The 25388-nt window shown below is 66.2% G+C and carries 21 protein-coding genes; 14 read left to right on the forward strand and 7 right to left on the reverse strand.

The window, feature by feature from the left end; translation table 11 throughout:
* Positions 1-203 precede the first annotated feature (203 nt).
* On the forward strand, positions 204-2300 hold the full coding sequence (locus ACZ5YA_RS31120) for an ATP-dependent DNA helicase (protein ID WP_464091683.1): 2097 nt from the start codon (positions 204-206) through the stop codon (positions 2298-2300).
* A 69-nt stretch (positions 2301-2369) separates the two neighbouring features.
* On the opposite strand, the gene ACZ5YA_RS31125 is transcribed toward ACZ5YA_RS31120, so the two are convergent.
* Positions 2370-3581 carry an MFS transporter gene (locus ACZ5YA_RS31125; protein WP_059374617.1) on the reverse strand — a complete coding sequence of 404 codons (1212 nt, stop codon included), beginning with the start codon at positions 3579-3581 and terminating at the stop codon, positions 2370-2372.
* A gap of 86 nt (positions 3582-3667) precedes the next feature.
* Here ACZ5YA_RS31125 and ACZ5YA_RS31130 point away from each other — a divergent pair, with 86 nt between their 5' ends.
* Positions 3668-4609 (forward strand): GlxA family transcriptional regulator, encoded by a 942-nt coding sequence (locus ACZ5YA_RS31130; RefSeq protein ID WP_118934241.1) that lies wholly within the window; start codon positions 3668-3670, stop codon positions 4607-4609.
* A 50-nt stretch (positions 4610-4659) separates the two neighbouring features.
* Here ACZ5YA_RS31130 and ACZ5YA_RS31135 read toward each other — a convergent pair whose 3' ends face one another.
* Entirely contained in the window at positions 4660-5418 is a 759-nt protein-coding gene (locus ACZ5YA_RS31135) for an outer membrane protein assembly factor BamD (protein WP_240633409.1), read from the reverse strand.
* Positions 5419-5555: 137 nt separating this feature from the next.
* On the opposite strand from ACZ5YA_RS31135, the gene ACZ5YA_RS31140 reads away from it, so the two are divergent.
* The 11 genes from ACZ5YA_RS31140 to ACZ5YA_RS31190 all read left to right on the forward strand — a co-directional run bounded on the left by ACZ5YA_RS31140 (position 5556) and on the right by ACZ5YA_RS31190 (position 16094).
* Positions 5556-6554 carry an RluA family pseudouridine synthase gene (locus ACZ5YA_RS31140; protein WP_118934240.1) on the forward strand — a complete coding sequence of 333 codons (999 nt, stop codon included), beginning with the start codon at positions 5556-5558 and terminating at the stop codon, positions 6552-6554.
* Positions 6542-7306, forward strand: coding sequence for a peptidoglycan editing factor PgeF (gene pgeF / locus ACZ5YA_RS31145; protein WP_118934239.1), 765 nt, complete (start codon positions 6542-6544; stop codon positions 7304-7306). Before ACZ5YA_RS31140 ends, pgeF begins: the two co-directional genes overlap by 13 nt.
* Positions 7307-7430: 124 nt before the next feature.
* On the forward strand, positions 7431-9065 hold the full coding sequence (gene phaC, locus ACZ5YA_RS31150; protein ID WP_059374608.1) for a class I poly(R)-hydroxyalkanoic acid synthase: 1635 nt from the start codon (positions 7431-7433) through the stop codon (positions 9063-9065).
* A gap of 77 nt (positions 9066-9142) precedes the next feature.
* On the forward strand, positions 9143-9880 hold the full coding sequence (gene phbB, locus ACZ5YA_RS31155; protein ID WP_054450805.1) for an acetoacetyl-CoA reductase: 738 nt from the start codon (positions 9143-9145) through the stop codon (positions 9878-9880).
* A gap of 117 nt (positions 9881-9997) precedes the next feature.
* Positions 9998-10564, forward strand: coding sequence for a polyhydroxyalkanoate synthesis repressor PhaR (gene phaR, locus ACZ5YA_RS31160; protein ID WP_059374607.1), 567 nt, complete (start codon positions 9998-10000; stop codon positions 10562-10564).
* 144 nt (positions 10565-10708) lie between these two features.
* A complete protein-coding gene (locus tag ACZ5YA_RS31165; RefSeq protein WP_059374605.1) occupies positions 10709-11779 on the forward strand; it encodes a linear amide C-N hydrolase in 1071 nt (356 codons plus the stop codon).
* A gap of 168 nt (positions 11780-11947) precedes the next feature.
* Positions 11948-12484 carry an iron transporter gene (locus ACZ5YA_RS31170; RefSeq protein ID WP_059374603.1) on the forward strand — a complete coding sequence of 179 codons (537 nt, stop codon included), beginning with the start codon at positions 11948-11950 and terminating at the stop codon, positions 12482-12484.
* Positions 12485-12486: 2 nt separating this feature from the next.
* Positions 12487-12840 carry a cupredoxin domain-containing protein gene (locus ACZ5YA_RS31175; RefSeq protein WP_464091684.1) on the forward strand — a complete coding sequence of 118 codons (354 nt, stop codon included), beginning with the start codon at positions 12487-12489 and terminating at the stop codon, positions 12838-12840.
* 13 nt (positions 12841-12853) lie between these two features.
* Positions 12854-13705 carry an FTR1 family iron permease gene (locus ACZ5YA_RS31180; RefSeq protein ID WP_306633645.1) on the forward strand — a complete coding sequence of 284 codons (852 nt, stop codon included), beginning with the start codon at positions 12854-12856 and terminating at the stop codon, positions 13703-13705.
* A 39-nt stretch (positions 13706-13744) separates the two neighbouring features.
* Positions 13745-15142: a 4Fe-4S binding protein gene (locus tag ACZ5YA_RS31185; protein WP_118934237.1), complete on the forward strand. Its 1398-nt coding sequence runs from the start codon at positions 13745-13747 to the stop codon at positions 15140-15142.
* A gap of 79 nt (positions 15143-15221) precedes the next feature.
* Complete coding sequence (locus ACZ5YA_RS31190) at positions 15222-16094, forward strand: PhzF family phenazine biosynthesis protein (protein WP_464091685.1); 873 nt, start codon at positions 15222-15224, stop codon at positions 16092-16094.
* A 101-nt stretch (positions 16095-16195) separates the two neighbouring features.
* Here ACZ5YA_RS31190 and ACZ5YA_RS31195 read toward each other — a convergent pair whose 3' ends face one another.
* The 5 genes from ACZ5YA_RS31195 to cphA (ACZ5YA_RS31215) form a co-directional block, all read right to left on the reverse strand.
* Positions 16196-16534: a BON domain-containing protein gene (locus tag ACZ5YA_RS31195; protein ID WP_013392352.1), complete on the reverse strand. Its 339-nt coding sequence runs from the start codon at positions 16532-16534 to the stop codon at positions 16196-16198.
* Between the two features lie 69 nt (positions 16535-16603).
* Complete coding sequence (locus tag ACZ5YA_RS31200) at positions 16604-16768, reverse strand: DUF1328 domain-containing protein (protein ID WP_006389411.1); 165 nt, start codon at positions 16766-16768, stop codon at positions 16604-16606.
* Positions 16769-16795: 27 nt separating this feature from the next.
* Positions 16796-16996, reverse strand: a complete 201-nt coding sequence (locus ACZ5YA_RS31205; protein WP_006389412.1) for a CsbD family protein — start codon at positions 16994-16996, stop codon at positions 16796-16798.
* A gap of 594 nt (positions 16997-17590) precedes the next feature.
* Positions 17591-20161, reverse strand: coding sequence for a cyanophycin synthetase (gene cphA, locus ACZ5YA_RS31210; protein WP_059374592.1), 2571 nt, complete (start codon positions 20159-20161; stop codon positions 17591-17593).
* A 61-nt stretch (positions 20162-20222) separates the two neighbouring features.
* Positions 20223-22838: a cyanophycin synthetase gene (gene cphA, locus ACZ5YA_RS31215; RefSeq protein ID WP_059374590.1), complete on the reverse strand. Its 2616-nt coding sequence runs from the start codon at positions 22836-22838 to the stop codon at positions 20223-20225.
* A gap of 262 nt (positions 22839-23100) precedes the next feature.
* On the opposite strand from cphA (ACZ5YA_RS31215), the gene ACZ5YA_RS31220 reads away from it, so the two are divergent.
* On the forward strand, positions 23101-25386 hold the full coding sequence (locus tag ACZ5YA_RS31220; protein WP_118934235.1) for a cyanophycin metabolism-associated ABC transporter: 2286 nt from the start codon (positions 23101-23103) through the stop codon (positions 25384-25386).
* Positions 25387-25388 lie beyond the last annotated feature (2 nt).

Consider the following 25388-nt stretch of genomic DNA (forward strand, 5'->3'; position numbering starts at 1 on the left):
CGATACGACGACAAAAAGGAAAAACAAGGGGCGGATTGTGCCATAAGCCGCTGTTACAAAACGTGCCAGGGTGGACGGATATGTCCCCCTCGCGGCAGCCTGGCGGCCAATCCGCGGCCCGGCAGCGGGTATCATTTGGTCCTTTCCCACCCAAGTGTCTGGCGCCCGAACCGCAACCGGCACCGGTTCACCGTTGACTCGCTATGCTGGACCTGGATATCTCCGAATTCTTTGATGCCGAAGGCCCTTTGGCCACGGCCTTGCCTGGCTACAAACCCCGGCCTTCACAGGTCGAACTCTCGCAGGCCATAGGGCAGGCCATCCAGGACCGCGCCACCTTGGTGGCAGAGGCAGGCACCGGCATCGGCAAGACCTGGGCCTATCTTGTACCCGCCTTCATCCAGGGCGGCAAGGTGCTGATTTCCACCGGTACGCGCACTTTGCAGGACCAGCTTTTCGCCCGCGACCTGCCGCGCGTGCGCGCGGCGCTGGCCGCGCCGGTGACGGCCGCGCTGCTCAAGGGCCGCGGCAACTACGTCTGTCATTACCACCTGGACCGCCTGCAGGGCGACGAGCGTGCGCTGAAGTCGCGCACCGAAATCCAGCAGTTGCGCCAGATCCAGGTATTCGCCGGCATCTCCAAGACGGGCGACCGCGGCGACTTGGCGCAGGTGCCGGAAGACGCCGACATCTGGCAGCGCGTGACCTCCACGCGCGAGAACTGCCTGGGCCAGGAATGCCCGCGCATCCGCGACTGCTTCGTGGTGAAGGCGCGCCGCCAGGCGCAGGAAGCCGACGTGGTGGTCGTCAACCATGCCCTGTTCATGGCAGACCTGGTGCTGCGCGAAGAGGGCGTGACCGATCTGCTGCCCGAAGCGGACACCGTGATCTTCGACGAGGCGCACCAGCTGCCGGACACCGCCACCCGCTTCCTGGGCAGCAGCGTGTCCACGCACCAGCTGCTGGATTTCGGCCGCGCGTTGGAAGCGGCCGGCCTGGCCTACGCCCGCGAAGCCGCCAAATGGAGCGACGTCAGCCGCCATGTGGAAACGGCGGCGCGCGAGCTGCGGCTGGTCTGTGCGCCGCTGGACCGCATGCCGGGCCGCAAGGCCACCTTCGAGGCCATCCCCAATCCCGAGGAATTCGATGAAGCGCTGCTGGCGCTGCGCGAGGCCGTGGACGGCGCGGCCAAGGCGCTGGGCGCGGTGGCCGAAAAGCATCCGGACCTGATGGCGGCCGCGCGCAGCGGCGCCGAGATCTCGGTGCGCCTGAAACGCTGGGCCACGCCGGGGCGGGCGGGCGCGGACCATGCCGACGAAGGCTGGGGCCGCGATGACCAGGCGTCCGAACCCGCCGCGCAATCGGCGCTGGGCGATGGGCTGTCCACGCCCGCCGCCATCCTGGAGGGTGCGGCCGCCGCGGAACAATGGACCGGTCCGGCGGTGCGCTGGGTCGAACACGGGCAGCACCATGTGCGCCTGCATTCGGCGCCGCTGTCGGTGGCGCAGGCTTTTTCCAAGTACCGCAAGCCGGGCCAGGCCTGGATCATGACCTCGGCCACGCTGTCCGTGAACGGCGAGTTCACCCACTTCACCAGCCAGCTGGGGCTGGAGAAGGCGCGCACGGGCAAATGGGAATCGCCCTTCGACTACCCCGAACAGGCCTTGCTGTTCGTGCCTCGCGGCATGCCCGAACCGCAGTCGCCGCAGTTCCTCGATCGTTTCGTGCAGACCTTGCTGCCGCTGCTGGAGGCCAGCCCGGGCGGCACGCTGGTGTTGTGCACGACGCTGCGCGCGGTGGACAAGGTTGCCAATCTGCTGGCGGACGCCTTCGACGATGCCGGCCATGAATGGCCCTTGCTCAAGCAGGGCGAGGGCACGCGCCGCGATCTGCTGGACCGCTTCTGCAAGCTGGAGCACCCCGTGCTGGTGGGCAGCGCCAGTTTCTGGGAAGGCATAGACCTGCCCGGCGACGTGCTGACGCTGGTAGCGATCGACAAGCTGCCGTTCGCGCCGCCCGACGATCCGGTCATCGAGGCGCGGCTGCGCGCCTGCCGCGCGCATGGCGGCAATCCCTTTGCGGAATACCAACTGCCGGAAGCCGCGATCTCGCTCAAGCAGGGCGCCGGCCGTCTGATCCGCACGGAATCGGACTGGGGTGTGCTCATGGTGGGCGACGCGCGCCTGGTCGAAAAGCCTTATGGCAAGCGCCTGTGGCGCGGACTGCCGCCGTTCGCGCGGACGCGCGAACTGGAAGAGGTGCTGGCGTTTTACCGGCGCAAGCAGGAACCTCAGGACTAGCGGCCGTTCACGCCACAATGAGCCGGCCCTGGGGATCGCCCGCGCCAGCGGGCGCCCCTGGCAGCCACCTCAGGCCGCGACCCGTTCCGTCCGCCGCGACATCGCCCACCAACCGGTCATGACCGCGGCCAGGCCCACGATGGGCAGCATGGCGGCATTCAACGTTTCCCAGCCCATGCGCGCGAGCGCCGGGCCCGCGGCCAGCGTGGCCAGGGCGGTGGTGGCATAGCGCAGCATTTCGGCGGCCCCTTGTACGCGCGCCCGTTCGGCGGGCCGGTAGGACTGCGCCAGCAGCGTGGTGCCGCCGACGAACATGAAGTTCCAGCCCACGCCCAGGCAGAACAATGCCGCGTGGAAGGCCGTGAGCGAAGTCGATTGCATCGCGATCACCGAGCAGGCCGCGTTCAGCGCCATGCCCATGCCGAGCACGCGGGGCAGCCCCAACCGGTTGATCAGCGCGCCGGCGAAGAAGGCCGGCGCGTACATGCCGATCAGATGCCACTGCATGATGCTGGCGCCGTCGGCGATGCTGTGCTGGCAGGCGACCGCTGCCAGCGGCGCGGCCGTCATGACGAACATCATCGATACGGAACCCACGACATTGTTGGCCAGGGCCGCGACGAATATCGGCTGCCGCATGACCTCGCCCAAAGGACGGGCCGGCAGGTCCGCGGCCTGCGTGCCGGCGGGCTGGCCGCCGGCGGCTTCCTGGTCGCGGTAGGCGATCAGCAGCAGCGCGCTGGCGACTCCCAGCAGCGCCACCATCAGATAGGCGCCGGAGAAGATCGCGGCGGGGAAGAGGTCCTTGGCCCAGGCCGCCAGCGCCGGCCCCGCGATGGCGGCGATGACGCCCCCCGTCAAGACCACGGATATGGCGCGGCTCTTGGCCTCGGCGGGCACCGCGTCGGCGGCGGCCAGCCGGTAGTACTGCGCGAAGGCCTGGAACACGCCGACCAGCGCCGTGCCCAGGCAGAACAGCCAGAAGTCGCTGGCGAACACCGCGGCCACGGAAATCAGCCCGCCGGCCGCGCCCGCCAGCGATCCCAGCATGAAGCCCGCGCGGCGGCCGATGCGTTGCATCAGCAGCGATGCATACCAGGTGACCGCGGCGCCTGCCACCGTGATCAGCGCGAACGGCAGCGTGGCCAGCGCCGGATGCGGCGCCAGCATCTGGCCGGTCAGCGCCGTCAGGGTCAGGTCGATGGAGATCGCCGCGATGTACAGGCCCTGGCAGACGGCGAGGATGCGGGCATTGCGCAGGCCGCGCGTGGAGGAGGTCATGGCTGGTGGGAGTCCGGAGGATTGACAGGCCCCACTCTAGCGCCGGAAACTATGGCAAGAATGACTATTTTCCCTCATTTCATGCCATGACCCATCGCGTCTGCATTTTGCCTGTACCCAACTTCCAGCTGCTGGACATGGCTGGGCCGCTGTCGGTCTTCCAGATCGCCGCCGAACTGGTGCCGGGCGCCTATGAGGTGGCCGTGGCATCGGCCGAGGGAGGCCTGGTCCGCTGTTCGGCCGGCGTGCCCGTGTTGACGCGGTCCTGGCGCGGCCTGCGCGCCGACACCGTGCTGGTGCCGGGCGGCCAGGGCGCGCGCGAGCCCCAGGCGGCCCCGGCCATGCTGGCCTATCTGCGCGCCGCGCACGCTCGCGGCCGGCGCGTGGCCAGCGTCTGCACCGGCGCTTTCGTGCTGGCGCAGGCCGGCATCCTGCAAGGGCGCCGCGTGACCACCCACTGGCGCCATGCCGCCGAACTGCAGCAGCGCCATCCCGCGCTGGCGGTGGAAGCGGACCGCATCTACGTCGAGGACCGCGCGGTCTGGACCTCGGCGGGCATCACCGCCGGCATCGACCTGGCGTTGGCCATGGTGCAGGCAGACCACGGCGAGGCGGTCGCGCGCGCCACCGCCCGCGAGATGGTGGTCTATCACCGGCGCACGGGCGGGCAGTCGCAGTTCTCGGCGCTGCAGGACCTGGCGCCGGCCAGCGGACGCATGCGCGAGGTGCTGGCGCACGTGGGCCAGCACCTGGACGAAGTCCTGGATATCGAGCGCCTGGCCGGCGTGGCCTGCCTGAGTCCGCGCCAGTTCTGCCGCCAGTTCAAGCTGGAAACCGGCGAGACCCCGGCCAAGGCCGTGGAACGCGTGCGCGCCGAGGCTGCCCGCGAACTGGTCGAGGAGGGCGACGCCGGCATGGATGCCATCGCGCGCCGGGTGGGTTTCGGCGACACGGAGCGCATGCGCCGCGCCTTCATCCGCATCTACGGGCAGCCGCCGCAGGCCCTGCGGCGCGGCGCGCCGGCATAAAAAAAAGCCCCTGCGTCGTGGCAGGGGCTTTCTTCGCTGCGGCGGTTACGTCAGTTGAACGGGTTCCACCAGCTCTTGTCGGCCTTCAGACCCTTGGTCTTGAAGTCGCTGTTGGGGAAGTTCTTGTCGTACACGCGCTGCGAGTCGTTCTTCAGTTCGGTCAGGCCGAGCTTGTCGTAGGACTCGACCATCAGGTAGAGCGCTTCCTCGGTGGCGGGGGCGCCTTCGAAGTCGGTGATGACGGTCTGCGCGCGGTTGGCCGCGGCCACGTAGGCGCCGCGTTCGTAGTAGTAGCGGGCGACGTGCACTTCGTTCATGGCGATGGTGTTGACCAGCCAGGCGACGCGCTTCTCGGCATCCACCGTGTACTTGCTGTCCGGGTAGCGCTTGATCAGCTCGTTGAACGCGTCGTAGGACGCGCGCAGGCCCTTGGGATCGCGCTCGGCGGGATCCTGGCCGGTGATGCTGCTCATGAAGGCGCTGGCCGGGGTGAAGTTGATCAGGCCCTTCAGGTAGAGGGCGTAATCGGTGCCGGGGTGGTTGGGGTAAAGCTGCTGGAAGCGGTCGATGGCGGCCAGGGCCTGCTCGTTTTCGCCATCTTTCCAGTTGACGTAGGCAAGCTCAAGCAGCGCTTGCTGGGCGTAGACGCCGAAGGGGTAGCGGCTTTCGATCGCGGTCAGACGCTCGCGCGCTTCTTTCCAGCCGCCCGAGGCCATTTCCGCCTTGGCGTCCGCGTAGAGCTGTTCGGCGCTCCAGTTGGTGGTCTTGTCGTACTTGCTGTTGCTTGAGCCGCAACCGGCGATGACCATCACGGCGAGCAGCGCGATAACCACGCGCAAGACCGGCCCGCTTCGGGAGGCGGGATTCGAGGGAGCTGCGGAGTGGTGAATCACGAGAATCGTATCCTTGGTGTTAGCATGCAAGGCTGATTATATGATTTGTCTCCATGTCTGATACAGCCTCCGGCGCGGATCTCGTTTCCGACGACGAACTCCTGGGTATTTCCGAAGAAAACCCGCGGGGGGAACCGCAATTTGTAACAGTGCCTTCCGGCACGCGCGCCGACCGGCTGGACAAGGTGCTGGCAGGGCTGATGCCCGAGCATTCCCGCAGCCGGCTGCAGGGCTGGATCGAGGCCGGCAACGTCCACGTGAACGGCAAGCCGGGCAAGATCCGGCAGACGGTCGGCCCCGACGATGAACTCACCGTCTGGCCCCAGCCCGCGCCCGAAACCCTGGCCTTCGCGCCCGAACCCGTGGATTTCGCGGTCGTGGCCGATAGCCCCGACTGGATCGTGGTGAACAAGCCTGCCGGCCTGGTGACGCATCCCGGCGCCGGCAACTGGAGCGGCACGCTGCTCAACGGCCTGCTGTACCGCTATCCCGAACTGGCGCAGGTGGCGCGCGCCGGCATCGTGCACCGCCTGGACAAGGACACTTCCGGCCTGATGGTCGTGGCGCGCAACGAAACTGCGCAGACCCATCTGGTGCGTCAATTGCAGGCGCGCAGCATGGGCCGCGAGTACGTGGCGCTGGCCCACGGCTGGCTGGCCGGAGCCGGCAAGGTCGACCGTCCCATCGGCCGCGATTCGCGCGTCCCGGTGCGCATGAGCGTGGAGCGCCCGGTGGCGCCCAAGCCCGCCATCACCCATTACATGCCCGCCCGCCGCGGCGAGGCGGATCCCGGCGGCCGCGTCACCGAAGTGGTGTGCCGCCTGGAAACCGGCCGTACCCATCAGATTCGCGTGCACATGGCCAGCCTGGGGCACCCGCTGCTGGCCGACACGCTATACGGCGGCAAGAACATTGCGGGCGCGCAGCGGCAGATGCTGCATGCGCGCGCGCTGCACTTCGAAGATCCGGGCGGCCGCGGCGAAGTCGACTTCACCGCGGCCGTGCCACCCGACATGAGCTTGGTCCAGGAAGAGATTGCATGGAACGCGTAGTGGCAGGCCTGCCGGTGGTGACTGGCCCGCAATGGCCGGGCGTGAACTACTTCTGCACGACCCGGGCAGGGGGCGTCGGCGTCGCGCCGCACGACACCTTGAATCTGGGGCGCCGCGCCGGGGATGACCCGGACACGGTCACCGAGAACCGTCGCCGCGTGCGCGCCGCATTGCCGGCCGAACCCTTGTGGCTGCGCCAGGTCCATGGCAGCGAAGTGGTGGATGCCGATCAGGCCGACCTGCCGGACGAGCCGGCGGTCGACGCCAGCGTCACGGCGCAGCCCGGCCGCGTGCTGGCGGTGATGGTCGCCGATTGCCTGCCCGTGGTCATCGCCGATGCGCAAGGCACGGTGCTGGGCGCGGCGCATGCCGGCTGGCGCGGCCTGTCGGGAGGCGTGCTGGAGAACACGCTGGCGGCCATGCGCGCCAAGGCGCCGCAGGCCTCGGGCTGGCGTGCCTGGGTCGGGCCAGGCATCGGCCCGCAGGCGTTCGAAGTCGGCCAGGACGTGCTGGACGCCTTCTCCAAGGACGATCCCGCGACCCTGCGGTACTTCACGCCGCGGCCGGGCATTTCCGGAAAATGGCTGGCCGACCTCGCCGGATTGGCTGATTTCCGCCTGCGCCGCGCCGGGGTACAAGAAGTGTCCTTGAGCGGGATGTGCACGGTGGAGGGGGCGGATCGGTTCTTCTCGTACCGCCGCGACGGCGAAACCGGACGCATGGCTTTGCTGGCCTGGCTAGGCCCGGTTTGATCTGGCGCAAGGCCCGCAGCCGGCCTTGCGTCATACCCTGTCAGGCCTCCTTGTATACCCGCATTGACAGTCCCGGACCCGGAATGCAACATCAATCGCGTAGTTTCGATAACAAGGTGTCGAAGTGAATGCCAATCTCTCCGCAGGGCCCATTCCGGTGAGCGTGGCACCGGAAGTCCTGGCCGACATTCAGGCCGAATTCTCCCGCGAGTGGCAGCGCCTTTGCGATGACGCCCGCCGTGGCGCGCTTGCGCCGCCGCCAGACCGCCGTTTTTCGGGCGATGCCTGGGCCTCCAATCATTCGCATCTGTTGCTGGCGCATACCTATCTGCTGTCGGCCCGCGCCATGTCGCGCATGGTCGACGCGGCCCAAGTCAGCGAGCCCATGCGCGACCGCCTGCGTTTTTCGATCATGCAATGGGTCGACGCGCTGTCGCCGTCGAACTTCCTGGCGCTGAACCCGGATGCCCAGCAATCCATCGTCGAAAGCGCCGGCCGCGCGCTCAACGAAGGGCTGGCCAATCTGCTGGGCGACGTCAAGAAAGGCCGCATCACGCAGACCGACGAATCGCAGTTCGAGATCGGCCGCAACGTCGCCGTGACGCCGGGCGAAGTGGTGTTCGAAAACCGGTTGTTCCAGCTCATCCAGTACGCGCCGTCGACCGCCACCGTGCACGAACGGCCGCTGGTCATCGTGCCGCCGAACATCAACAAGTTCTACATCCTGGACCTGCAGCCCGAAAATTCCTTCGTGCGGCACGCGGTGGACCAGGGCTTTACGGTGTTCCTGATTTCCTGGCGCAATCCGGTATCCAGCGACACCGATGGCGTGGACCGCGCGACTTGGTCCGATTATCTGGACGACGCGGTGTTGCAGGCGCTGCGGGTTGCCAGCGACATCACCAAACAGCCGCAGGTCAATGCGCTGGGCTTCTGCGTCGGCGGCACGATGCTGGCTTCCGCGCTGGCCCTGGCCGAGGCGCGCGGCGAGCATCCGGTCGCATCGCTGACGCTGCTGACCTCGCTGCTGGATTTCCACGATACCGGCATCCTGAACGTCTTCGTCGACGAGGCCCACGCGCTGCTGCGCGACCACCAATTGGGGCAGGGCGGGCTGATGCCCGGGCGCGATCTCGCCACCACGTTCTCGTTCCTGCGGCCCAACGAGCTGGTCTGGAATTACGTGGTCGGCAACTATCTGAAAGGCCAGAAGCCGCCCGCGTTCGACCTGTTGTTCTGGAATGGCGACAGCACCAATCTGCCTGGCCCGTTCTTCTCCTGGTACTTCCGCAATACCTACCTGGAGAACAACCTCAAGGTGCCGGGCCGCGCGCATGCCGCGGGCCTGCCGCTGGACCTGACGCGCCTGGAAATGCCGGCATACATCTTCGGGTCACGCGAGGACCATATCGTGCCCTGGGTCTCGGCGTATGCGTCGACCCAGGTGCTGCGCGGACCGCAGCGCTTCGTGCTGGGGGCATCCGGCCACATCGCTGGCGTGGTCAACCCTCCGGCGAAGAAGCGCCGCAGCTATTGGGCGGCTGACAAGCTTGAACAGTCAGGCCATCATCTGCCTGGCGATCCGAACACGTGGTTCGCGCAGGCCGTCGAGACGCCGGGCAGCTGGTGGCCCGACTGGGCCGGCTGGTTGTCGGGCCACTCGGGCAAGCAGGTCAAGGCGCGCGAAAAATTGGGCAATGCCAAGTACCGGCCGATAGAGCCGGCGCCTGGCAGGTATGTGAAAGTCCGGGCAGCCTGAAACCGCGACCAGCGGTTAGGCCCAGACGAGAAGAAGGTTAATTAACGAGGCGTCCGTCGCACACAGGAGGAAGTCCAATGAGCGGAAAACTGGCTTACGTAACAGGCGGGATGGGCGGTATCGGCACCTCTATTTGCCAGCGCTTGGCCAAGGATGGCTTTCGCGTGGTGGCAGGTTGCGGCCCCAGCCGCAACTACCAGCAATGGCTGGATGAGCAGGCAGCGCAGGGCTACACGTTCTACGCATCCGTGGGTAACGTGTCCGATTGGGACTCCACGGTGGAAGCCTTCGAACGGGTCACGAAGGAGCTGGGCCCGGTCGACGTGCTGGTCAACAACGCGGGCATCACCCGCGATGGCCTGTTCCGCAAGATGAGCGCGGACGATTGGCGCGCGGTCATCGACACCAACCTGAACAGCTTGTTCAATGTGACCAAACAGGTGATCGACGGCATGGTCGAACGCCAGTGGGGGCGCATCATCAACATCAGCTCGGTGAACGGGCAGAAAGGCCAGTTCGGCCAGACGAACTATTCGACCGCCAAGGCCGGCATCCATGGCTTCACCATGGCGCTGGCCCAGGAAGTCGCCAGCAAGGGCGTCACCGTCAACACGATCTCGCCCGGCTACATCGGCACCGACATGGTTCGCGCCATCCGCCCCGACGTGCTGGAAAAGATCGTCGCCACCATTCCGGTGCGCCGCCTTGGCACGCCGGAAGAAATCGCGTCCATGACGTCGTGGCTGGCCTCGGACGAGTCCGGTTTTTCGACGGGCGCGGACTTCTCGCTCAATGGCGGCCTGCACATGGGCTGACCCATCGCGGACCGCCAGCGGGCGGCCCGTCGGCGCCGGAGGGCCTCGGGGAGAGGGCCCTCCGGATTACACTAACCCTATCCGAAGCCTTAGAGATCGCCCGATCCGGGGACAACCATGACGCAAGCACAAACCGGCGCCAGCCTGCGCCTGATTAAAAAGTACCCCAACCGTCGCCTGTACGACACCCGGACCAGCACCTACATCACCCTGGCAGATGTCAAGCAACTGGTCCTGGCAAACGAAGAATTCCAGGTGGTCGATGCCAAGAGCAGCGAAGACCTGACGCGCAGCATCCTGCTGCAGATCATCCTTGAAGAGGAAAGCGGCGGCATGCCCATGTTCTCGTCGAACATGCTGTCGCAGATCATCCGTTTCTACGGCCATGCCATGCAGGGCATCATGGGTTCCTACCTGGAAAAGAACATCCAGGCCTTCATGGAAATCCAGCAACGCATGGCGGAACAGTCCAAGGGCCTGTACGGCAGCCAGTTCGGCCCCGAGGCCTGGACCCAGTTCATGAACGTGCAGACGCCCATGCTGCAGAACATGATGAACAACTACATCGACCAGAGCAAGAATCTGTTCGTGCAGATGCAGGACCAGATGCAGGATCAGACCCGCGCCATGTTCTCGACCTTCCCGTTCACGCCCGGCGGCACGCAAGGTCCCGGCCGCAAGTAACGGCGGGGCCGCGCCAGGCGCGCGCCTCATCGATCAACACCCCAAAAGCCGGACGGAGATCCGGTTCTTGGGGTGTTTTTTCATCATCGCGCGCGGCCTTTTGCTCGCGCGGCATGCAAAAGAACCGACCCCAGGAGTGCAAGCATGAGACTGAACAAGGCGTTTTCCCGCTTGGCCTGCGCGGCATTGGCCGGCTTGACTGCCGTGTCCGCGTCGCCCGCCGCTTGGGCTTGCACGCGCGTGGTCTTCCATGGCGCCAACCAGCAGGTCGTTACCGCGCGCTCCATGGACTGGAAGAACGACATCACCAGCAACCTGTGGGTATTGCCGCGCGGCATGGCGCGCAGCGGCGAGGCCGGCCCGAACTCCCTGCGCTGGACTTCGCGCTACGGCAGCGTGGTCACGTCCGGGTATGACGTCTCCACCACCGACGGCGTGAACGAAGCGGGCCTGAGCGCCAATCTGCTGTGGCTGGCCGAATCGCAGTACCCGCAATTCGATGCGAAGGGCAAGCCCGGCCTGACCATCGCGGCGTGGGCGCAGTACGTGCTGGACAACTACGCCACCGTCAAGGAAGCCGTGGCCGCGCTGGAGCAGGAACCCTACACCATCGTCTCGGACAACGTGCCCGGCGAGGACCGCCTGACGACGCTGCACCTGTCGATCTCGGACGCCAGCGGCGACAGCGCCATCGTCGAATACATCGGCGGACGCCAGGTGATCCACCACAGCCGCGATTACCAGGTGATGACCAACTCGCCTCAGTTCGAACAGCAGCTCGCGCTCGACGCCTATTGGCAGCAGATCGGCGGCACCACCATGTTGCCGGGCACCAACCGCGCGGCCGATCGTTTCGTGCGGGCATCGTTCTACATCAACGCCATCCCCAAGGATCCCGATCCCAACAAGGCGCTGGCCAGCGTCTTCAGCGTGATACGCAACGTCTCCGTACCCTACGGCATCAGCACGCCCGGACAGCCCAATATCTCGTCCACCCGCTGGCGCACGGTCTTTGACCACCAGCGCAAACTGTATTTTTTTGAGTCGGCCCTGACGCCCAACACGTTCTGGGTGGATCTGAAGGCCCTCGATTTCAGCCCGGAAAGCGGCAAGGTGCTGAAGCTGGACCTGGGGCCGGATCAGCGCCACACGTTTGCGGGCGACGCCACGCGCGACTTCCAGCCCTCGGCGCCGTTCAAGTTTCTCGGGCTCTGAGTCATCCGGGGCCGCACCTCTTTCACCGCTTGATCAAACGCAATGATCCGCAGATTTCCCTGGCCCGAGGTTCAGGGTTCTGTCAGTTGATTTGGTTACATTAATGAAAACGGTTCTTGTTTGTATTTTAAGAGCCGTCGTCTCATTCGTGACTCAAGGATTATGCACATGATCAAGAAAGCCTTGGCCCTGGCCATCGTCGCCCTGAGCGTTTCCGCCGCGAACGCGGCCGAATACCCCATCGGCAAGCCGGTGGAAAAGGGCGGCATGGAAATCGGCGCGGTATACCTGCAGCCGATCGAAATGGACCCCCCCGGGATGATGCGTCCGGCCAAGGATTCGGATGTGCACCTTGAGGCCGACATTCACGCCACCGCCGGCAACAAGACGGGCTTCCCTGAAGGCGAGTGGGTGCCCTACCTGGTCGTGAAGTACGAAATCCAGAAGGTCGGCAGCCAGAACGTGCAGAAGGGCACCTTCATGCCCATGGTCGCCAATGACGGTCCGCACTACGGCGAGAACATCAAGCTGGAAGGACCGGGCAAGTACAAGCTGAAGTACACCATCCTGCCGCCGACCGAGGACAAGATGAGCCACTTCGGCCGCCACATCGACAAGGAAACCGGCGTGGGCCCGTGGTTCGAGCCCTTCGACCTGGAATATGAATTCGTCTACGCCGGCACCGGCAAGAAGGGCGGCTACTGATCGTGCGCAGCCTGCTACGCGTTGCCGCCGCATTGCTGATCGGCCTGGCGGGCCTGGCCGGGGCGGCATCCGCGCAGGCTGACGAACTGCCCACGTTCACGCTGACCTTCAAGCCGAACGGGACGTTCGAACCGGCCACGCTGGAAGTGCCGGCGGGCCGGTTCAAGATCGAGCTCATCAACGAGAGCAACGAGCCGGTGGAATTCGAAAGCATTCCGCTGCGCAAGGAAAAAGTCCTGGGGCCGGGCGTGAAGTCTTTCGTGGTGATCACTATTTCCCGCCCCGGCGAATATCCCTTTTTCGACGATTTTCACCAGAACGTGAAAGGCACCTTGGTCGTCAAGCCCAAGGAATAAGCGGTAGCAATATATGGAACAGGTCCTCTTTATCGTCTGGCGTGAAAGCGTCGAAGCCATGCTGGTGGTGGGCATTCTCTACACCTGGCTGCGCTCCACGCCCGAGGGCAAGCGCGGCCTGAACTACCTGTGGGGTGGCGTCGCGGCAGGCTTGGCGCTGGCCGTGGCCCTGGCGCTGGTGCTGCTGGGCGTGTCCACCTGGCTCAGCGACGAAGGCCAGGAATGGTTCCAGGCCATCATGTCGCTGGCCGCATGCGCACTGGTGGTGCAGATGGTCGTGTGGATGAAGAAGCACGGCCGCACGCTAAAGGGCGAACTCGAAGGCGGGGCGCGCGCTTCCGTCGCCAGCGACAACTGGTGGGGCCTGTTCGTGCTGGTGGCCATTGCCGTGGCGCGCGAAGGCAGCGAAACCGTGGTGTTCCTGTACGGCACCGTGTCGGCGGGCGAGGGCGGCAGCGACATGCTGATGCTGGCGCTGGCCGGCGTGGCTGGTTTCGCGGTGGCGCTGCTGACGTTCTGGCTGCTGCAGCTGGGCGGCAAGCTCATCACCTGGCGCCGCTTCTTCCGCGTGACCGAAATCCTGTTGCTGCTGCTGGCCGGTTCGCTGCTGGTGGGCGGCCTGGATCACCTGATTTCGCTGGACGTACTCCCGACCATCGTGGATCCGGTCTGGGACAGCTCCTGGCTCCTGAGCGACAGCACCGGCGTGGGCAAGATCCTGGCCGACTTTGCCGGCTACCGCGCGCTGCCTGCGCTGAGCTCGGTGCTGTTGTGGGCGGCCTACTGGATCATTGTGTGGGCGCTGCTGCGCTGGGTGGGGGGCAAGCCGGCAGGCGCTGCCACCGCCGCCCGCAGCGCTTCCTGAACCCGACTGTTGCCGGACTGAATATTTGAAGGTTTGACCATGGCAGCTGCACTCGGGAGGGCGACCTCCCGTATCGCCGACTTCCTCCGTGACCATGCCCCGCTGTTGCGCAAGCTGCAGTGGGGCATTGTTGCGATATACGCGTTCCTTTTGATCGTGCCCGCGATCCTGCCTTTGCCGGACAATGCGGCCTCGGTGTTCAACAATCTGACCATCGTCGCGCAGTTCGCGTTCTGGGGCGTGTGGTGGCCGTTCGTGCTCATCTCCATGCCCATTCTGGGCCGGGCCTGGTGCGGCTGGCTATGCCCCGAGGGCATGCTGACCGAATGGGCCAGCGAACGCGGCCAGGGCCACGCCATCCCGAAATGGATGCGCTGGGGCGGCTGGCCTTTCGTCGCGTTCGCGCTGACCACCGTTTACGGCCAGCTGGTCAGCGTCTATCAGTATCCGCTCGCGGTACTGGCGGTGCTGGGCGGGTCCACGGTCGCGGCCATGATCGTCGGCTGGCGCTACGGCCGCAGCAAGCGCGTGTGGTGCAAGTATCTGTGCCCGGTCAACGGCGTCTTCAACCTGCTGGCCAAGCTGGCTCCCTGGCACTTCAAGGTCGACGAAGAGAAGTGGCGCCATCCGGTCATCCGCATCGAGCCCATCAACTGTGCGCCGCTGGTACCGCTGCGCCACATGAAGGGCGCGGGCGACTGCCATGTCTGCGGACGCTGCAGCGGCTATCGCGGCGCGATCGAGTTGACGCCGCGTTCGCCTGAAGAAGAAATCGTGCATGTCACCCATGGCGATCCGTGGCAGACGGCGCTGCTGTGCTTCGGCCTGATGGGCATCGCGATCGGCGCCTTCCTCTGGAGCGCCAGCCCCTGGTACGTGACCGCCAAGCAGTGGGCTGCGACCTGGCTGGTCGAACACGACATCATGTGGCCGCTGCTGGACAACGCGCCCTGGTTCATCCTGACGCATTACCCGGAAGTGAACGACAGCTTCTCGTGGCTGGATGGCGCCGGCATCCTGATGTTCGTCGTCGGCGCCACGATCTGTGTCGGCGGCGCTTCCTTCCTGTCGTTGTGGATCGCCGACCGCCTGGCGCCCGCCGCGCCGGTGGAAGGCGAACCCGCGACGCGCTGGGGGCGTCCTGGCCTGCATAAGCTGGCGCAGGCCTTGATTCCTTCCGCCGGCATTGGCGTGTTCCTGGGCCTGTCGGCCACTACCGTCAACCTGCTCAAGCACGAAGGGATGCAGGCCGCCTGGGCCGCGCCCGTGCGCTTCACGCTGCTGAGCCTGGCGGTGCTGTGGACGCTGCGCCTGTTTGCGCGCCTGCTCAAGCCGCGCCAAGCCAGCGGCTGGCGCAAGGGGCTGGCCTGGCTGGTGCTGGCGGCCGGCCTGGCGCCGTTCTGCCTGGCCTGGGTATTGTTCTTCGCGGTCTGGTAGCCCGGGTCCGAGGCTTGCGATAAAGTGGGAAACGCGCCGGCCTGAGCCGGCGCATACGTTTTCAACTATCGCTACCGCCATGGCCTCCTACGCTTTCCGCCTGCTCAACGTTTTCGCTTCCTCCACCTTCAGCGGCAACCAGCTCTGCGTGTTCGAAGACGCGCGCGGCATGGACGACGCCACCATGCTGAATCTGGCGGCGCAATTCAATCTGTCCGAAACGACTTTCATCCTGCCGTCCGACAAGGCGGCAGCGCGCGTGCGCATCTTTACGCCGGGCTTCGAGATGAAGTTCGCGGGCCACCCCACCATAGGCACCTCGCAGGTCGTGCGTGACTTGCGGCAGACGGGCGATGCGTTGACGCTGGAGTTCGCCGCCGGCGTGGTGCCGGTGACGGCGCGCGGCGATGCCTGGACCTTTACCGCGCCGTGCCCGGATGGCGTGCGCACCGCCGCGCCCGCGCTGGAACGAGGCGAAATTGCCAGTCTGCTGGGCCTGGATGCAAGCGATCTGCTGGACGATCCGATCTGGCTGGACACCGGCGCCGATCAGCTGCTGGTGCCGCTGGCCAGCGTCGACGCGGTGTGCCGTGTTGCGCCCGATGCCTCGCGGTTGGACCGCTGGCAGGCCAACAGCCTGGGCCGCAAGGTCATGTATGCCTACGCTTTCGACGACGATCGCCAGCAGGATGGCCGCCAGGTGGTGGTGGCGCGCTATTTCTACGCCAAGGCGGGCGGCGGCGTGAACGAAGACGCCGGCACGGGTTCCGCCTGCGCCAATCTGGGCGGCTGGCTGCTGCATCAAAAGCGTTCTTTGCCCGCCAGCATCCTGGTGGAGCAGGGCGACCAGATGGGCAGGCCCTGCCGGCTGTTGCTGGACGTCCAGGCCGACGGCCGGATCCAGGTGGGCGGACGGGCGCTGGAGATAGGCCGGGGCGTGGTGAACATCTGATCCGGAGCGCCGCGGGTAGCGGCGCAAAACAAGGCGGCGCCTGTGTCGGACACAGGCGCCGCCTTGTATTTCAAGAACGGGCCGCAACAGCCCGGTTGGGGTTACTTCTTGTTCTTGGCCGGGTCGACCTTGATGTTGTTCATGACCTGCTTGACGCCTTCGACGCCGCGCGCCACGGTGGCGGCATGATCGGCTTCGGCTGCGGTGCCGACGGTACCCGTCAGCTTGGTGACGCCCGCATTGGTCTCCACGGCGATGTCCAGCGCGCTCAGCTGCTTGTCGGCCACGATGGCGGCCTTGACCTTGGTGGTCACGGTGGCGTCGGACGCGTACTCACCCACGGACTGTTTCGGCTTGCCGTCGTCGGCGGCAAAAGCCATGGAAGTGAAGACGGCGCCCGTGCCCAGTGCAGCGGCGGCGATCAGCTTGCGGAATTCCATAGTCATGCTCCTTGTTAGTGGTTCAGCGCGTCGGGACGCGAGGATGGGGTAGTGTCTTGGGTGCGAGTTCTATTTCTTGCGGAATGCGCCGCCGAGGATGGACAGCAGCGCCAGTACCAGAAAGACGAAGAACAGGATCTTGGCGATACCGGCAGCGCCGGCGGCGATGCCGCCGAAGCCCAGGACAGCCGCGATGATGGCGATGACGAAGAAAACTACGGCGTAATGCAACATGTCAGCTTCTCCTGGTGGTTTATCGGATCAAGGATTGCGGTCGAAGAAGTCACGGACTTCTTTTTCGGCCTGCTCCTTGGTCTTGCCGTAACGCTCCTGAATCAGGCCCGCCAGACGTTCGGCGTTGCCTTCGGTGCGGGTCAGCTCGTCATCGGTGAGCTCACCCCAGGCGGCCTTGGCCTTGCCCGTCAGTTGCTTCCATTTGCCAGCGATGATGTCGTTGTTCATGGTGACCTCTCCATTTGCTAGCGGCATCCGGTTTGCGGCCTGTAAACCGGGCTGTCGCGGTTGAGTGGGACACTGATCAGCTAGGGCCTGTCGGTTCAAGTGATTCCGTCCAGGCCATGCACTTACCGTACGGGCCCGCGGCATGGCCGTCAAACCTGGCTGTGGGCAAATGTAACGGCCCGGCGCCGGCGAAATGGCCCGGTTTCCGGCGGGTAGGGATTGCAGGCGCACTAGATCCCGTAGTTACATTCCGGCAATGTCTTGTCCCCTTTTGAGGGAGGCTGGTAACTGGATCTGCAAGGCTGGACGCGGGCATGCGTGCTTGGCTTGCCGGCGGGCGCGCCGGTATAGTGTCCGCGGAACCCGCAAGCAGGTTCGGCCACGGAATATGGAAAGAGGAACTCGCATGACGCAACGACTTTGCCGCGCTATCTTGCTGACGCTGGCCGCGATGGCCGCGCTCGGATGCACGCACGTGACGGACCGCTATCAGGCCGCCGCGCCCGTGGTGTCGTCCAGCAGTTGACTGGCGCGCGCTGACGCAAACGGGGCGCCCTTGGGCGCCCCGTTTTTACTTCAGGAACCGCGTGCGGCTCAGGCCTGCGCGATGCGGCGCGCGATGTGATCCAGGGCTTCTTCGACCTGGTCGACCAGGATCAGGCACAGGTCGCCTGCGCCCAGGCGCGCCAGCGCCGTGTCGATGGCGAGAAACTCGCCGTGGATCTCTTCGACGTGCTTGCTGCGCGTGGCGTTGGCCAGGCCTTGCTGCAACAGGGCCAGCACTTCGCCATCGGCGCGGCCGCGCTGGCACTGGTCCTGGTAGAGCAGCACGTCGTCGAAGGCTTCGCCGAGGATCTCGGTCTGCATCCGGATGTCTTCGTCGCGCCGGTCGCCCGCGCCGCTGATGACCACGGAGCGGCGCTTGGCCGGCATGGCGTCCACCGCGCGCACCAGGGCCAGGATGGCATCGGGATTGTGGCCGTAGTCGGCGATGACCGTGGCGCCGCGGTAATCGAACACGTTGAAGCGTCCGGGCGCGGTTTGGGCGTCATTGACGAAGCTGGCCAGGCCGCGGCGGATGATGTCCGTGTCCAGGCCCAGCGCCCAGGCAGCGGCAATCGACGCCATGGCGTTTTCCACCTGGAAGGTGATCGTGCCGTTGCGCGTGAGCGGAATGGCGGCCAGCGGGTAGCGGGTTTCCTCGCCGCCCTGCGCGGTGACGATGGAGTCGCCGTCGCGGTAGACGCAGCGCAGGCCTTGGGCGCGATGCGTGGCCAGCACGGGATGATTGCGGTCTTCGGCGAAGTAGGTAATGGAGCCCGGGCAGCTCGCCGCCATTTCAGCCACGATGGGGTCGGCCGCGTTCAGCACCGCGGTGCCGGTGGGGTGCACGTGCTGCACGATCACGCGTTTGACCACGGCCAGGTCTTCGACCGTGCTGATGTAGCCCAGGCCCAGGTGGTCGCCCATGCCGATGTTGGTGACGATGGCCACGTTGCAGCGATCGAAGGCCAGGCCTTCGCGCAGGATGCCGCCGCGCGCGGTTTCGAACACGGCTGCGTCGACGTCCGGGTGCATGAGCACGCTGCGGGCGCTGCGCGGACCGCTGCAATCGCCGGTGTCGATGCGCAGGTTGTCGACATAGACGCCGTCGGAGTTGGTCATGCCGACACGGTTGCCGGCGACGCCCAGGATGTGGGCGGTCAGGCGCACGGTGGTGGTCTTGCCGTTGGTGCCGGCCACGGCCACGACCGGGATGCGGCCGTCGTCGCCGTCCGCGTACATGTTGGCGATGATGGCCTCGCCCACGGCGCGGCCCTTGCCGAAGGACGGATTCAAATGCATGCGCAGGCCGGGGGCGGCGTTCACTTCCACCACGCCGCCGTTCTGGTCTTCAAGCGGGTAGAGCACGCTTTCGGCGACCACGTCCACGCCGCAGATGTCCAGCCCGATCATGCGGGCCGCCGACACCGCGCGCGCGGCCATTTCCGGGTGCACTTCGTCGGTCACGTCGGTGGCCGAGCCGCCGGTGCTGAGGTTGGCGTTGTTGCGCAGGAAGATCAGGGTGCCGGACGGCGGCACGGAATCGGCCTCGAAGCCCTGCTTCTTGAGCGTGGCCAGGGCAATGTCGTCAAAGCGGATCTTGGTCAGCGAGGTGGCGTGGCCGTCGCCGCGCAGCGGATCGGCGTTGACCTGGTCCACCAGTTGACGGATGGTCTGCACCCCATCGCCCGTGACTTGCGGCGGATCGCGGCGCGAGGCCGCGACCAGTGCGCCGCCGACCACCAGCAGGCGGAAGTCGTGGCCGGGGATGTAGCGTTCGACGATGACTTCGGAGCTTATTTCCTCGGCCACTTCAAAGGCCTGGATCACGCGCTCGCGGGATTCGATGTTGACGGCGACGCCGCGTCCCTGGCTGCCGTCGCGCGGCTTGACCACGACCGGGCCGCCCAGTTCCTCGGCGGCGGCCCAGGCTTCTTCGGCGGTGGTCACCGAGCGGCCCATGGGCACCGGCACGCCGGCGGCGTCCAGCAGCATCTTGGTCAGGTCCTTGTCCTGTGCGATGGACTCGGAGATGGCGCTGGTCAGGTCGGTTTCGGCGGCCTGGATGCGGCGCTGCTTGCTGCCCCAGCCGAACTGCACCATGCTGCCCTGGGTCAGGCGGCGGTACGGGATGTTGCGGGCAGTGGCGGCGTTGACGATGGAGCCGGTGCTGGGTCCCAGGCGAACGTCTTCGTCGAGTTCGCGCAGGCGCTTCAAGGCGTCGGCGAGATCGAAGGGCGTGTCGTCCAGCGCGGCGCGCACCAGCACTTGCGCCAGTTCCATCGCCAGCTTGCCGACTTCTTCCTCGCTGTACTCGACCACCACCTGGAACACGCCAGGCTCGATGGTGGAGGCGGTGCGGCCGAACGTGACGGGGCAGCCGGCATGCGCCTGCATCGTCAGGGCCACGATCTGCAGCACGTGCGCGATGGAGACCGCGCCCTGATGGCCTTCCGGGCGCAGCAGCCCGGTCTGCGGCAGACGGGCGCGCAGGCGTGCTTCGAAATCAGGCAGGTTGTCGATGGAGCATTCGGCGTCGGCGCAGGAAACGATGGCCTCGATCGCGGTGTTCTTGCTCCACAGATTGGGGCCGCGCAGTGCTCGGATACGGGAAACTTCCATGGCAGGTATTCCTGTCTAGCTCACGCGCGCCCCGCTAGTGCAAGGGCGCGCGCAGATATTGTCAGTATTGCTGAATCCAGCGGCGGACCAGGTCGATGGTGGGACCGGAGAAGGCTTCGTCGGACTGCAGCAGGACGAAGTCGCCTGCGGCGATGGCGTCGAGCTGGCTCTGGATGGCCTTGCCGTGGTCGGGCTCGTCCTGGATGTCCTTGACGCGGGAACCTTGCGCCAGGCCCTGGCGCAACAGCGCGCGCGCTTCGCCTGCGGGACGCTTGCTGCGCACGGTCAGGTCGTCGTAGAGCACCACGCGGTCGAACGCGTCGCCCAGCAGCTTGCCCTGTTCGATCAGGTCCGCGTCGCGGCGGTCGGCGCCGGCCGAATAGACGGCGGCGCGCGTGGTCGACGGGAACTGGTCGATGGCGGCGATCAGGGGGCGCAGCGCCGAGGCGTTGTGCACGTCGTCGACCACCACGGTGCTGCCGTTGCGTTCGAACAGCGTGAACTGCCAGGGAGCGTCGGCCTGGTCGATGTCGAAGGTTTCGATGCCGGCGCGGATCAGCTCCACGGGAATGTCCAGCGCCCAGGCCGCGCCCACCGCGGCCAGCACGTTCTCGACCTGGAAGGCGACGCGCCCGCCATGGGTCAGCGGGATCGAAGCCACGGTGGCCAGGCGTTCCTCGCGGGTGCCTTGCGCCAGCACGATGCCGCCGTCGCGCACGAATACGGCGCGGCCGTCTTGTTGCAGGTGGGCGGTGATGGCGGGCAGGGCGGGATCGATGCCGAAGAAGATCACGGCGCCGTCGGATAGCTCGGCCATTTCCACCACGCGCGGATCGCGCGCGTTCAGCACGGTGGAGCCGCCGGGCAGCACCACGTCCACCTGCGTGCGGAACACATTGAACATGCGCTCCGTTTCATTGATGTCGAAGTCGCCGAGATGGTCGGCGTCGTCGATGTTGGTGACCACGCCCACCTGGCAGCGGTCATAGGCCAGGCCCTGGCCCAGGATCACGCCGCTGTCGTTCTCGATGACGGCGGCATCCACGTTGCGGTTCATCAGCAGGCGCGTACCGGAAGCGAAATCGGCGCGGTCGCCCTTTTGCACCAGGCGGCGGTCCAGGTACAGGCCTTCGCTGCAGGCCAGGCCGGTGCGCTTGCCGGACAGGCTCAGCAGGCGGGCAACCAGGCGCGCCACCACGGTCTTGCCATTGGTGCCGGTCACGCCCACGATGGGGATGCGGCCTGCATCGCCTTCAGGGAACAGGTGGTCGACGATGGCGCGGCCCACCGGGCGCGGCGTGCCGTCGGCCGGCTTCAGGTGCATCAGCAGGCCCGGGCCGGCATTGACTTCGACGATGGCGCCGCGCTGTTCGTCCAGCGGGCGCGAGATGTCCTCGGCCACCAGGTCCACGCCGGCGATGTCGAGGCCGACGATGCGCGCGGCCAGGGTCACGGTGGCGGCGATGCTGGGGTGCACGCGGTCGGTGACGTCGAAGGCGACGTTGCCGCTGCGCTGCACCAGCACGCGCTGGCCTTCGGGCGGAACGCTGTCTTCCGACAGGCCCTGGCGCGCGATTTCCAGCCGCGCGGCGGAATCGAGGCGCACCGGGTTCAGCGGGTGGTTCTCGGTGCGGCCGCGGCGCGGGTCGGTATTGATCTGGCTGTCGATGAGTTCGGTGATGGTGGACTTGCCGTCGCCCGTCACCCAGGCCGGTTCGCCGGCGGCGGCGGCCACCATGCGGTTGCCCACGACCAGCAGGCGGTGTTCGTTGCCCAGCACGAAGCGTTCGACGATCACGCCGCTGCCTTCGTCCACGGCCACGCGGTAGGCCGACACCACTTCCTCGCGCGTGGTCAGGTTGGTGAACACGCCGCGGCCGTGGTTGCCGTCATAGGGCTTCACGACCACCGGCAGGCCGATGTCCTCGGCCGCTTCCCAGGCGTCGTCCTCGCTGCGCACGAGGCGGCCTTCGGGCACGGGCACGCCGCAGGTCGACAGCAGTTCCTTGGTCAGGTCCTTGTCGCGCGAAATGCCTTCGGCGATGGCGCTGGTGCGGTCGGTCTCGGCCGTCCAGATGCGGCGCTGGGCCGAGCCGTAGCCGAACTGCACGAGGTTGCCCTCGAACAGGCGGATGTAGGGAATGTCGCGGTCGTCGGCGGCATCCACGATGCAGGCGGTGCTGGGGCCGAGACAGTGCTTGTCGATCAGGCTGCGCAGCTTGGCGATGGCGGCGGGCACGTCGAAGGGGCGGTCTTCGATGGCGGCCATGACCAGGTCGCGGGCTTCGTTCAGGGCGGTGCGGGTGACCTGTTCCTGCCAGGCGCGCACCACCACCTTGTAGACGCCGCGGGTGGAGGTTTCCCGGGCCTTGCCGAAACCGCCGCGCAAGCCGGCCAGGTTCTGCAGTTCCAGGGTGACATGCTCAAGTATGTGGCCGGGCCAGGTGCCTTCCTTCAGGCGCGACAGGAAACCGCCCCGGACCCCCGGGCTGCAGCGGTGCTCGATCAGCGTCGGCAGCCATTCCGTCAGGCGTTCGTAAAAGCCGGGGATGGTGTTGGAGGGGTAGTCCTCCAGTTCACCGATATCCACCCACGCTTCGAGTACCGGACGGTACGTCCAAATGTTCGGGCCGCGCAAAGCCACGACATCGAGAAATTCAATGTCTTTCTTTTTCATGTTTTAATTTACGAGAGAAGCAGGTTGGCACGCGCGGACGCCCCTATGCAAGACCGCGAATTTATTGGGGTTGCGCCTTTAGAATAATGCCAACGAGTGGGGGATCCCAGATATTCCTAATTAGAAAAATCGGCTGCTACTATACGACGCCTTCAAGGCGTGAAATCGTTATGTTGTAAGGAAGGGACACGTTTGCCGCCAGTCCAGGTTGCGAACCGGTTGCCGCCTAGTAGGGCAGAGTCCTGGCCCGGTATGCGTTCCAATGAAAAAACCAAACCTGCTTTCCGGCCTTGCCGAAGCCTTTCCTGCCCGCTGGCGCGATGAAATCAGCGCCGAACTGGCGGACGGCGAAACCTTGTTGGCCTGGGTTGAAATAGACCTGGATCAGCGCCTGAAGTTCCGTCCGGGGCTGATCGCCGCCACCGACCGCCGGCTGCTGGCCCGCCATCCCGACGAACCGCGCTGGGAATCCTGGGCATACGGCCCCCAATTAAAGCTGAGCCTGACCGACCACGCCGGCGCCGCGCTGCTGGAATTGCACGACGATGGCTCCCGCCTGGGCGCGTGGCGTTTTACGCTGGCGCGCAATCCGGCCGCGTTGAAGCTGCTGGCGCAGTTCGAGACCCAGCAGGCCATCCGTTTGTCGGGCCATCAGGACGAGGAACTGGCGGAGCGCACCTGCACCGTCTGTAATAACGTCATTCCGGCGGGCGAGGAAGAATGCCCGACCTGCAACCAGGAACAGGCGGCGCCATCCACCACTTGGGCGCTGCTGCGCCTGTGGCGTTTCGCCCGCCCTTACCGCGGGCCGCTGCTGGCGGGTTTCGTGCTGACCCTGCTGGGCACGGCCGCCACCCTGGTGCCGCCGTACCTGACCATGCCGCTGATGGATGACGTGCTGATTCCGTTCCAGAACGGCGCGCCCATCGATTACGACAAGGTCCGCCTCTATCTGGGCGGGCTGCTGGCCTCGGCTTTCCTGGCCTGGGGCCTGGGCTGGGCCCGGACCTACATCCTGGCCTGGGTCAGCGAGCGCATCGGCGCGGACCTGCGCACCACCACCTATGAGCACCTGCAGCAGTTGTCGCTGGAGTATTTCGGCGGCAAGCGCACCGGGGACCTGATTTCCCGCATCGGCAGCGAAACTGACCGCATCTGCGTGTTCCTGTCGCTGCATTTGCTGGACTTCGCCAACGACATCCTGATGATCTGCATGACCGCGGTCATCCTGGTGTCCATCAATCCGTGGCTGGCGCTGGTCACGCTGGTGCCGCTGCCGTTCATCATCTGGATGATCCACGCGGTGCGCGACCGCCTGCGCCATGGCTTCGAAAAGGTCGACCGCATCTGGTCGGAGATCACCAACGTCCTGGCCGACACCATCCCGGGCATCCGCGTGGTCAAGGCTTTCGCGCAGGAAAAGCGCGAAGTGGCGCGTTTCCGCGAAGCCAACAACCGCAACCTGGAAGTCAACGACCGCGTGAACACCACCTGGTCGCTGTTCTCGCCCACGGTCACGCTGCTGACCGAAGTGGGCCTGCTGGTGGTGTGGATCTTCGGCATCTGGCAGGTGTCGCAGAAGCAGATCACCGTCGGCGTGCTGGCCGCCTTCCTGGCCTATATCGGGCGCTTCTACATGCGCCTGGATTCGATGAGCCGTATCGTCTCGGTCACGCAGAAAGCGGCTGCCGGCGCCAAGCGCATCTTCGATATCCTGGACCATGTCTCCAGCGTGCCGGAACCGCAGAATCCCGCCAAGCTGCCGCATATCAACGGCCGCATCGAGTTGCGCGACGTGGGCTTCCGCTACGGCAACCGCCAGGTTATCCGCGGCTTGAACCTGAACATCGCGCCGGGCGAGATGATCGGCCTGGTGGGTCACAGCGGCTCGGGCAAGAGCACCTTGATCAACCTGATCTGCCGCTTCTACGACGTGTCCGAAGGGGCGGTGCTGGTGGACGGCGCCGATATCCGTTCGGTGCGCGTGGCGGACTACCGCCGCAACATCGGGCTGGTGCTGCAGGAGCCGTTCCTGTTCTTCGGCACCATCGCCGAGAACATCGCCTACGGCAAGCCGGACGCCACCCGCGACGAAATCGTGGCGGCGGCGCGCGCCGCGCATGCGCATGAATTCATTCTGCGGCTGCCGCACGGCTACGACTCGCTGGTCGGCGAACGCGGCCAGGCCCTGTCCGGCGGCGAGCGCCAGCGCATCTCGATCGCGCGCGCGCTGCTGATCGATCCGCGCATCCTGATCCTGGACGAGGCCACCTCGTCGGTGGACACCACCACCGAAAAGGAAATCCAGAAGGCGCTGGACAACCTGGTGCGCGGCCGCACCACGATCGCCATCGCCCACCGCCTGAGCACCTTGCGCAAGGCGGACCGCCTGGTGGTGCTGGACCGCGGCCAGATCGTGGAGCAGGGTCCGCACGAAGAACTGATGGCCCGCGAGGGCGCCTACTACCGCCTGTACCAGGCGCAGGCGCGCCAGGCCGAGGCCGACGCGCAGGCGTCGGGCAGCGAAGACATGGCCGCCGTGGCCTGACG

The organism is Achromobacter sp. JCM 18799, from assembly GCF_055395645.1.

Coding starts and splice junctions, on each gene's coding strand:
- ACZ5YA_RS31120 (WP_464091683.1), top strand. CDS start 204: ATGCTGGACCTGGATATCTCCGAATTCTTTGATGCCGAAGGCCCTTTG.
- ACZ5YA_RS31125 (WP_059374617.1), bottom strand. CDS start 3,581: ATGACCTCCTCCACGCGCGGCCTGCGCAATGCCCGCATCCTCGCCGTC.
- ACZ5YA_RS31130 (WP_118934241.1), top strand. CDS start 3,668: ATGACCCATCGCGTCTGCATTTTGCCTGTACCCAACTTCCAGCTGCTG.
- ACZ5YA_RS31135 (WP_240633409.1), bottom strand. CDS start 5,418: ATGGTCATCGCCGGTTGCGGCTCAAGCAACAGCAAGTACGACAAGACC.
- ACZ5YA_RS31140 (WP_118934240.1), top strand. CDS start 5,556: ATGTCTGATACAGCCTCCGGCGCGGATCTCGTTTCCGACGACGAACTC.
- pgeF (WP_118934239.1), top strand. CDS start 6,542: ATGGAACGCGTAGTGGCAGGCCTGCCGGTGGTGACTGGCCCGCAATGG.
- phbB (WP_054450805.1), top strand. CDS start 9,143: ATGAGCGGAAAACTGGCTTACGTAACAGGCGGGATGGGCGGTATCGGC.
- phaR (WP_059374607.1), top strand. CDS start 9,998: ATGACGCAAGCACAAACCGGCGCCAGCCTGCGCCTGATTAAAAAGTAC.
- ACZ5YA_RS31165 (WP_059374605.1), top strand. CDS start 10,709: ATGAGACTGAACAAGGCGTTTTCCCGCTTGGCCTGCGCGGCATTGGCC.
- ACZ5YA_RS31170 (WP_059374603.1), top strand. CDS start 11,948: ATGATCAAGAAAGCCTTGGCCCTGGCCATCGTCGCCCTGAGCGTTTCC.
- ACZ5YA_RS31180 (WP_306633645.1), top strand. CDS start 12,854: ATGGAACAGGTCCTCTTTATCGTCTGGCGTGAAAGCGTCGAAGCCATG.
- ACZ5YA_RS31185 (WP_118934237.1), top strand. CDS start 13,745: ATGGCAGCTGCACTCGGGAGGGCGACCTCCCGTATCGCCGACTTCCTC.
- ACZ5YA_RS31190 (WP_464091685.1), top strand. CDS start 15,222: ATGGCCTCCTACGCTTTCCGCCTGCTCAACGTTTTCGCTTCCTCCACC.
- ACZ5YA_RS31195 (WP_013392352.1), bottom strand. CDS start 16,534: ATGGAATTCCGCAAGCTGATCGCCGCCGCTGCACTGGGCACGGGCGCC.
- ACZ5YA_RS31200 (WP_006389411.1), bottom strand. CDS start 16,768: ATGTTGCATTACGCCGTAGTTTTCTTCGTCATCGCCATCATCGCGGCT.
- ACZ5YA_RS31205 (WP_006389412.1), bottom strand. CDS start 16,996: ATGAACAACGACATCATCGCTGGCAAATGGAAGCAACTGACGGGCAAG.
- cphA (WP_059374592.1), bottom strand. CDS start 20,161: ATGGAAGTTTCCCGTATCCGAGCACTGCGCGGCCCCAATCTGTGGAGC.
- cphA (WP_059374590.1), bottom strand. CDS start 22,838: ATGAAAAAGAAAGACATTGAATTTCTCGATGTCGTGGCTTTGCGCGGC.
- ACZ5YA_RS31220 (WP_118934235.1), top strand. CDS start 23,101: ATGAAAAAACCAAACCTGCTTTCCGGCCTTGCCGAAGCCTTTCCTGCC.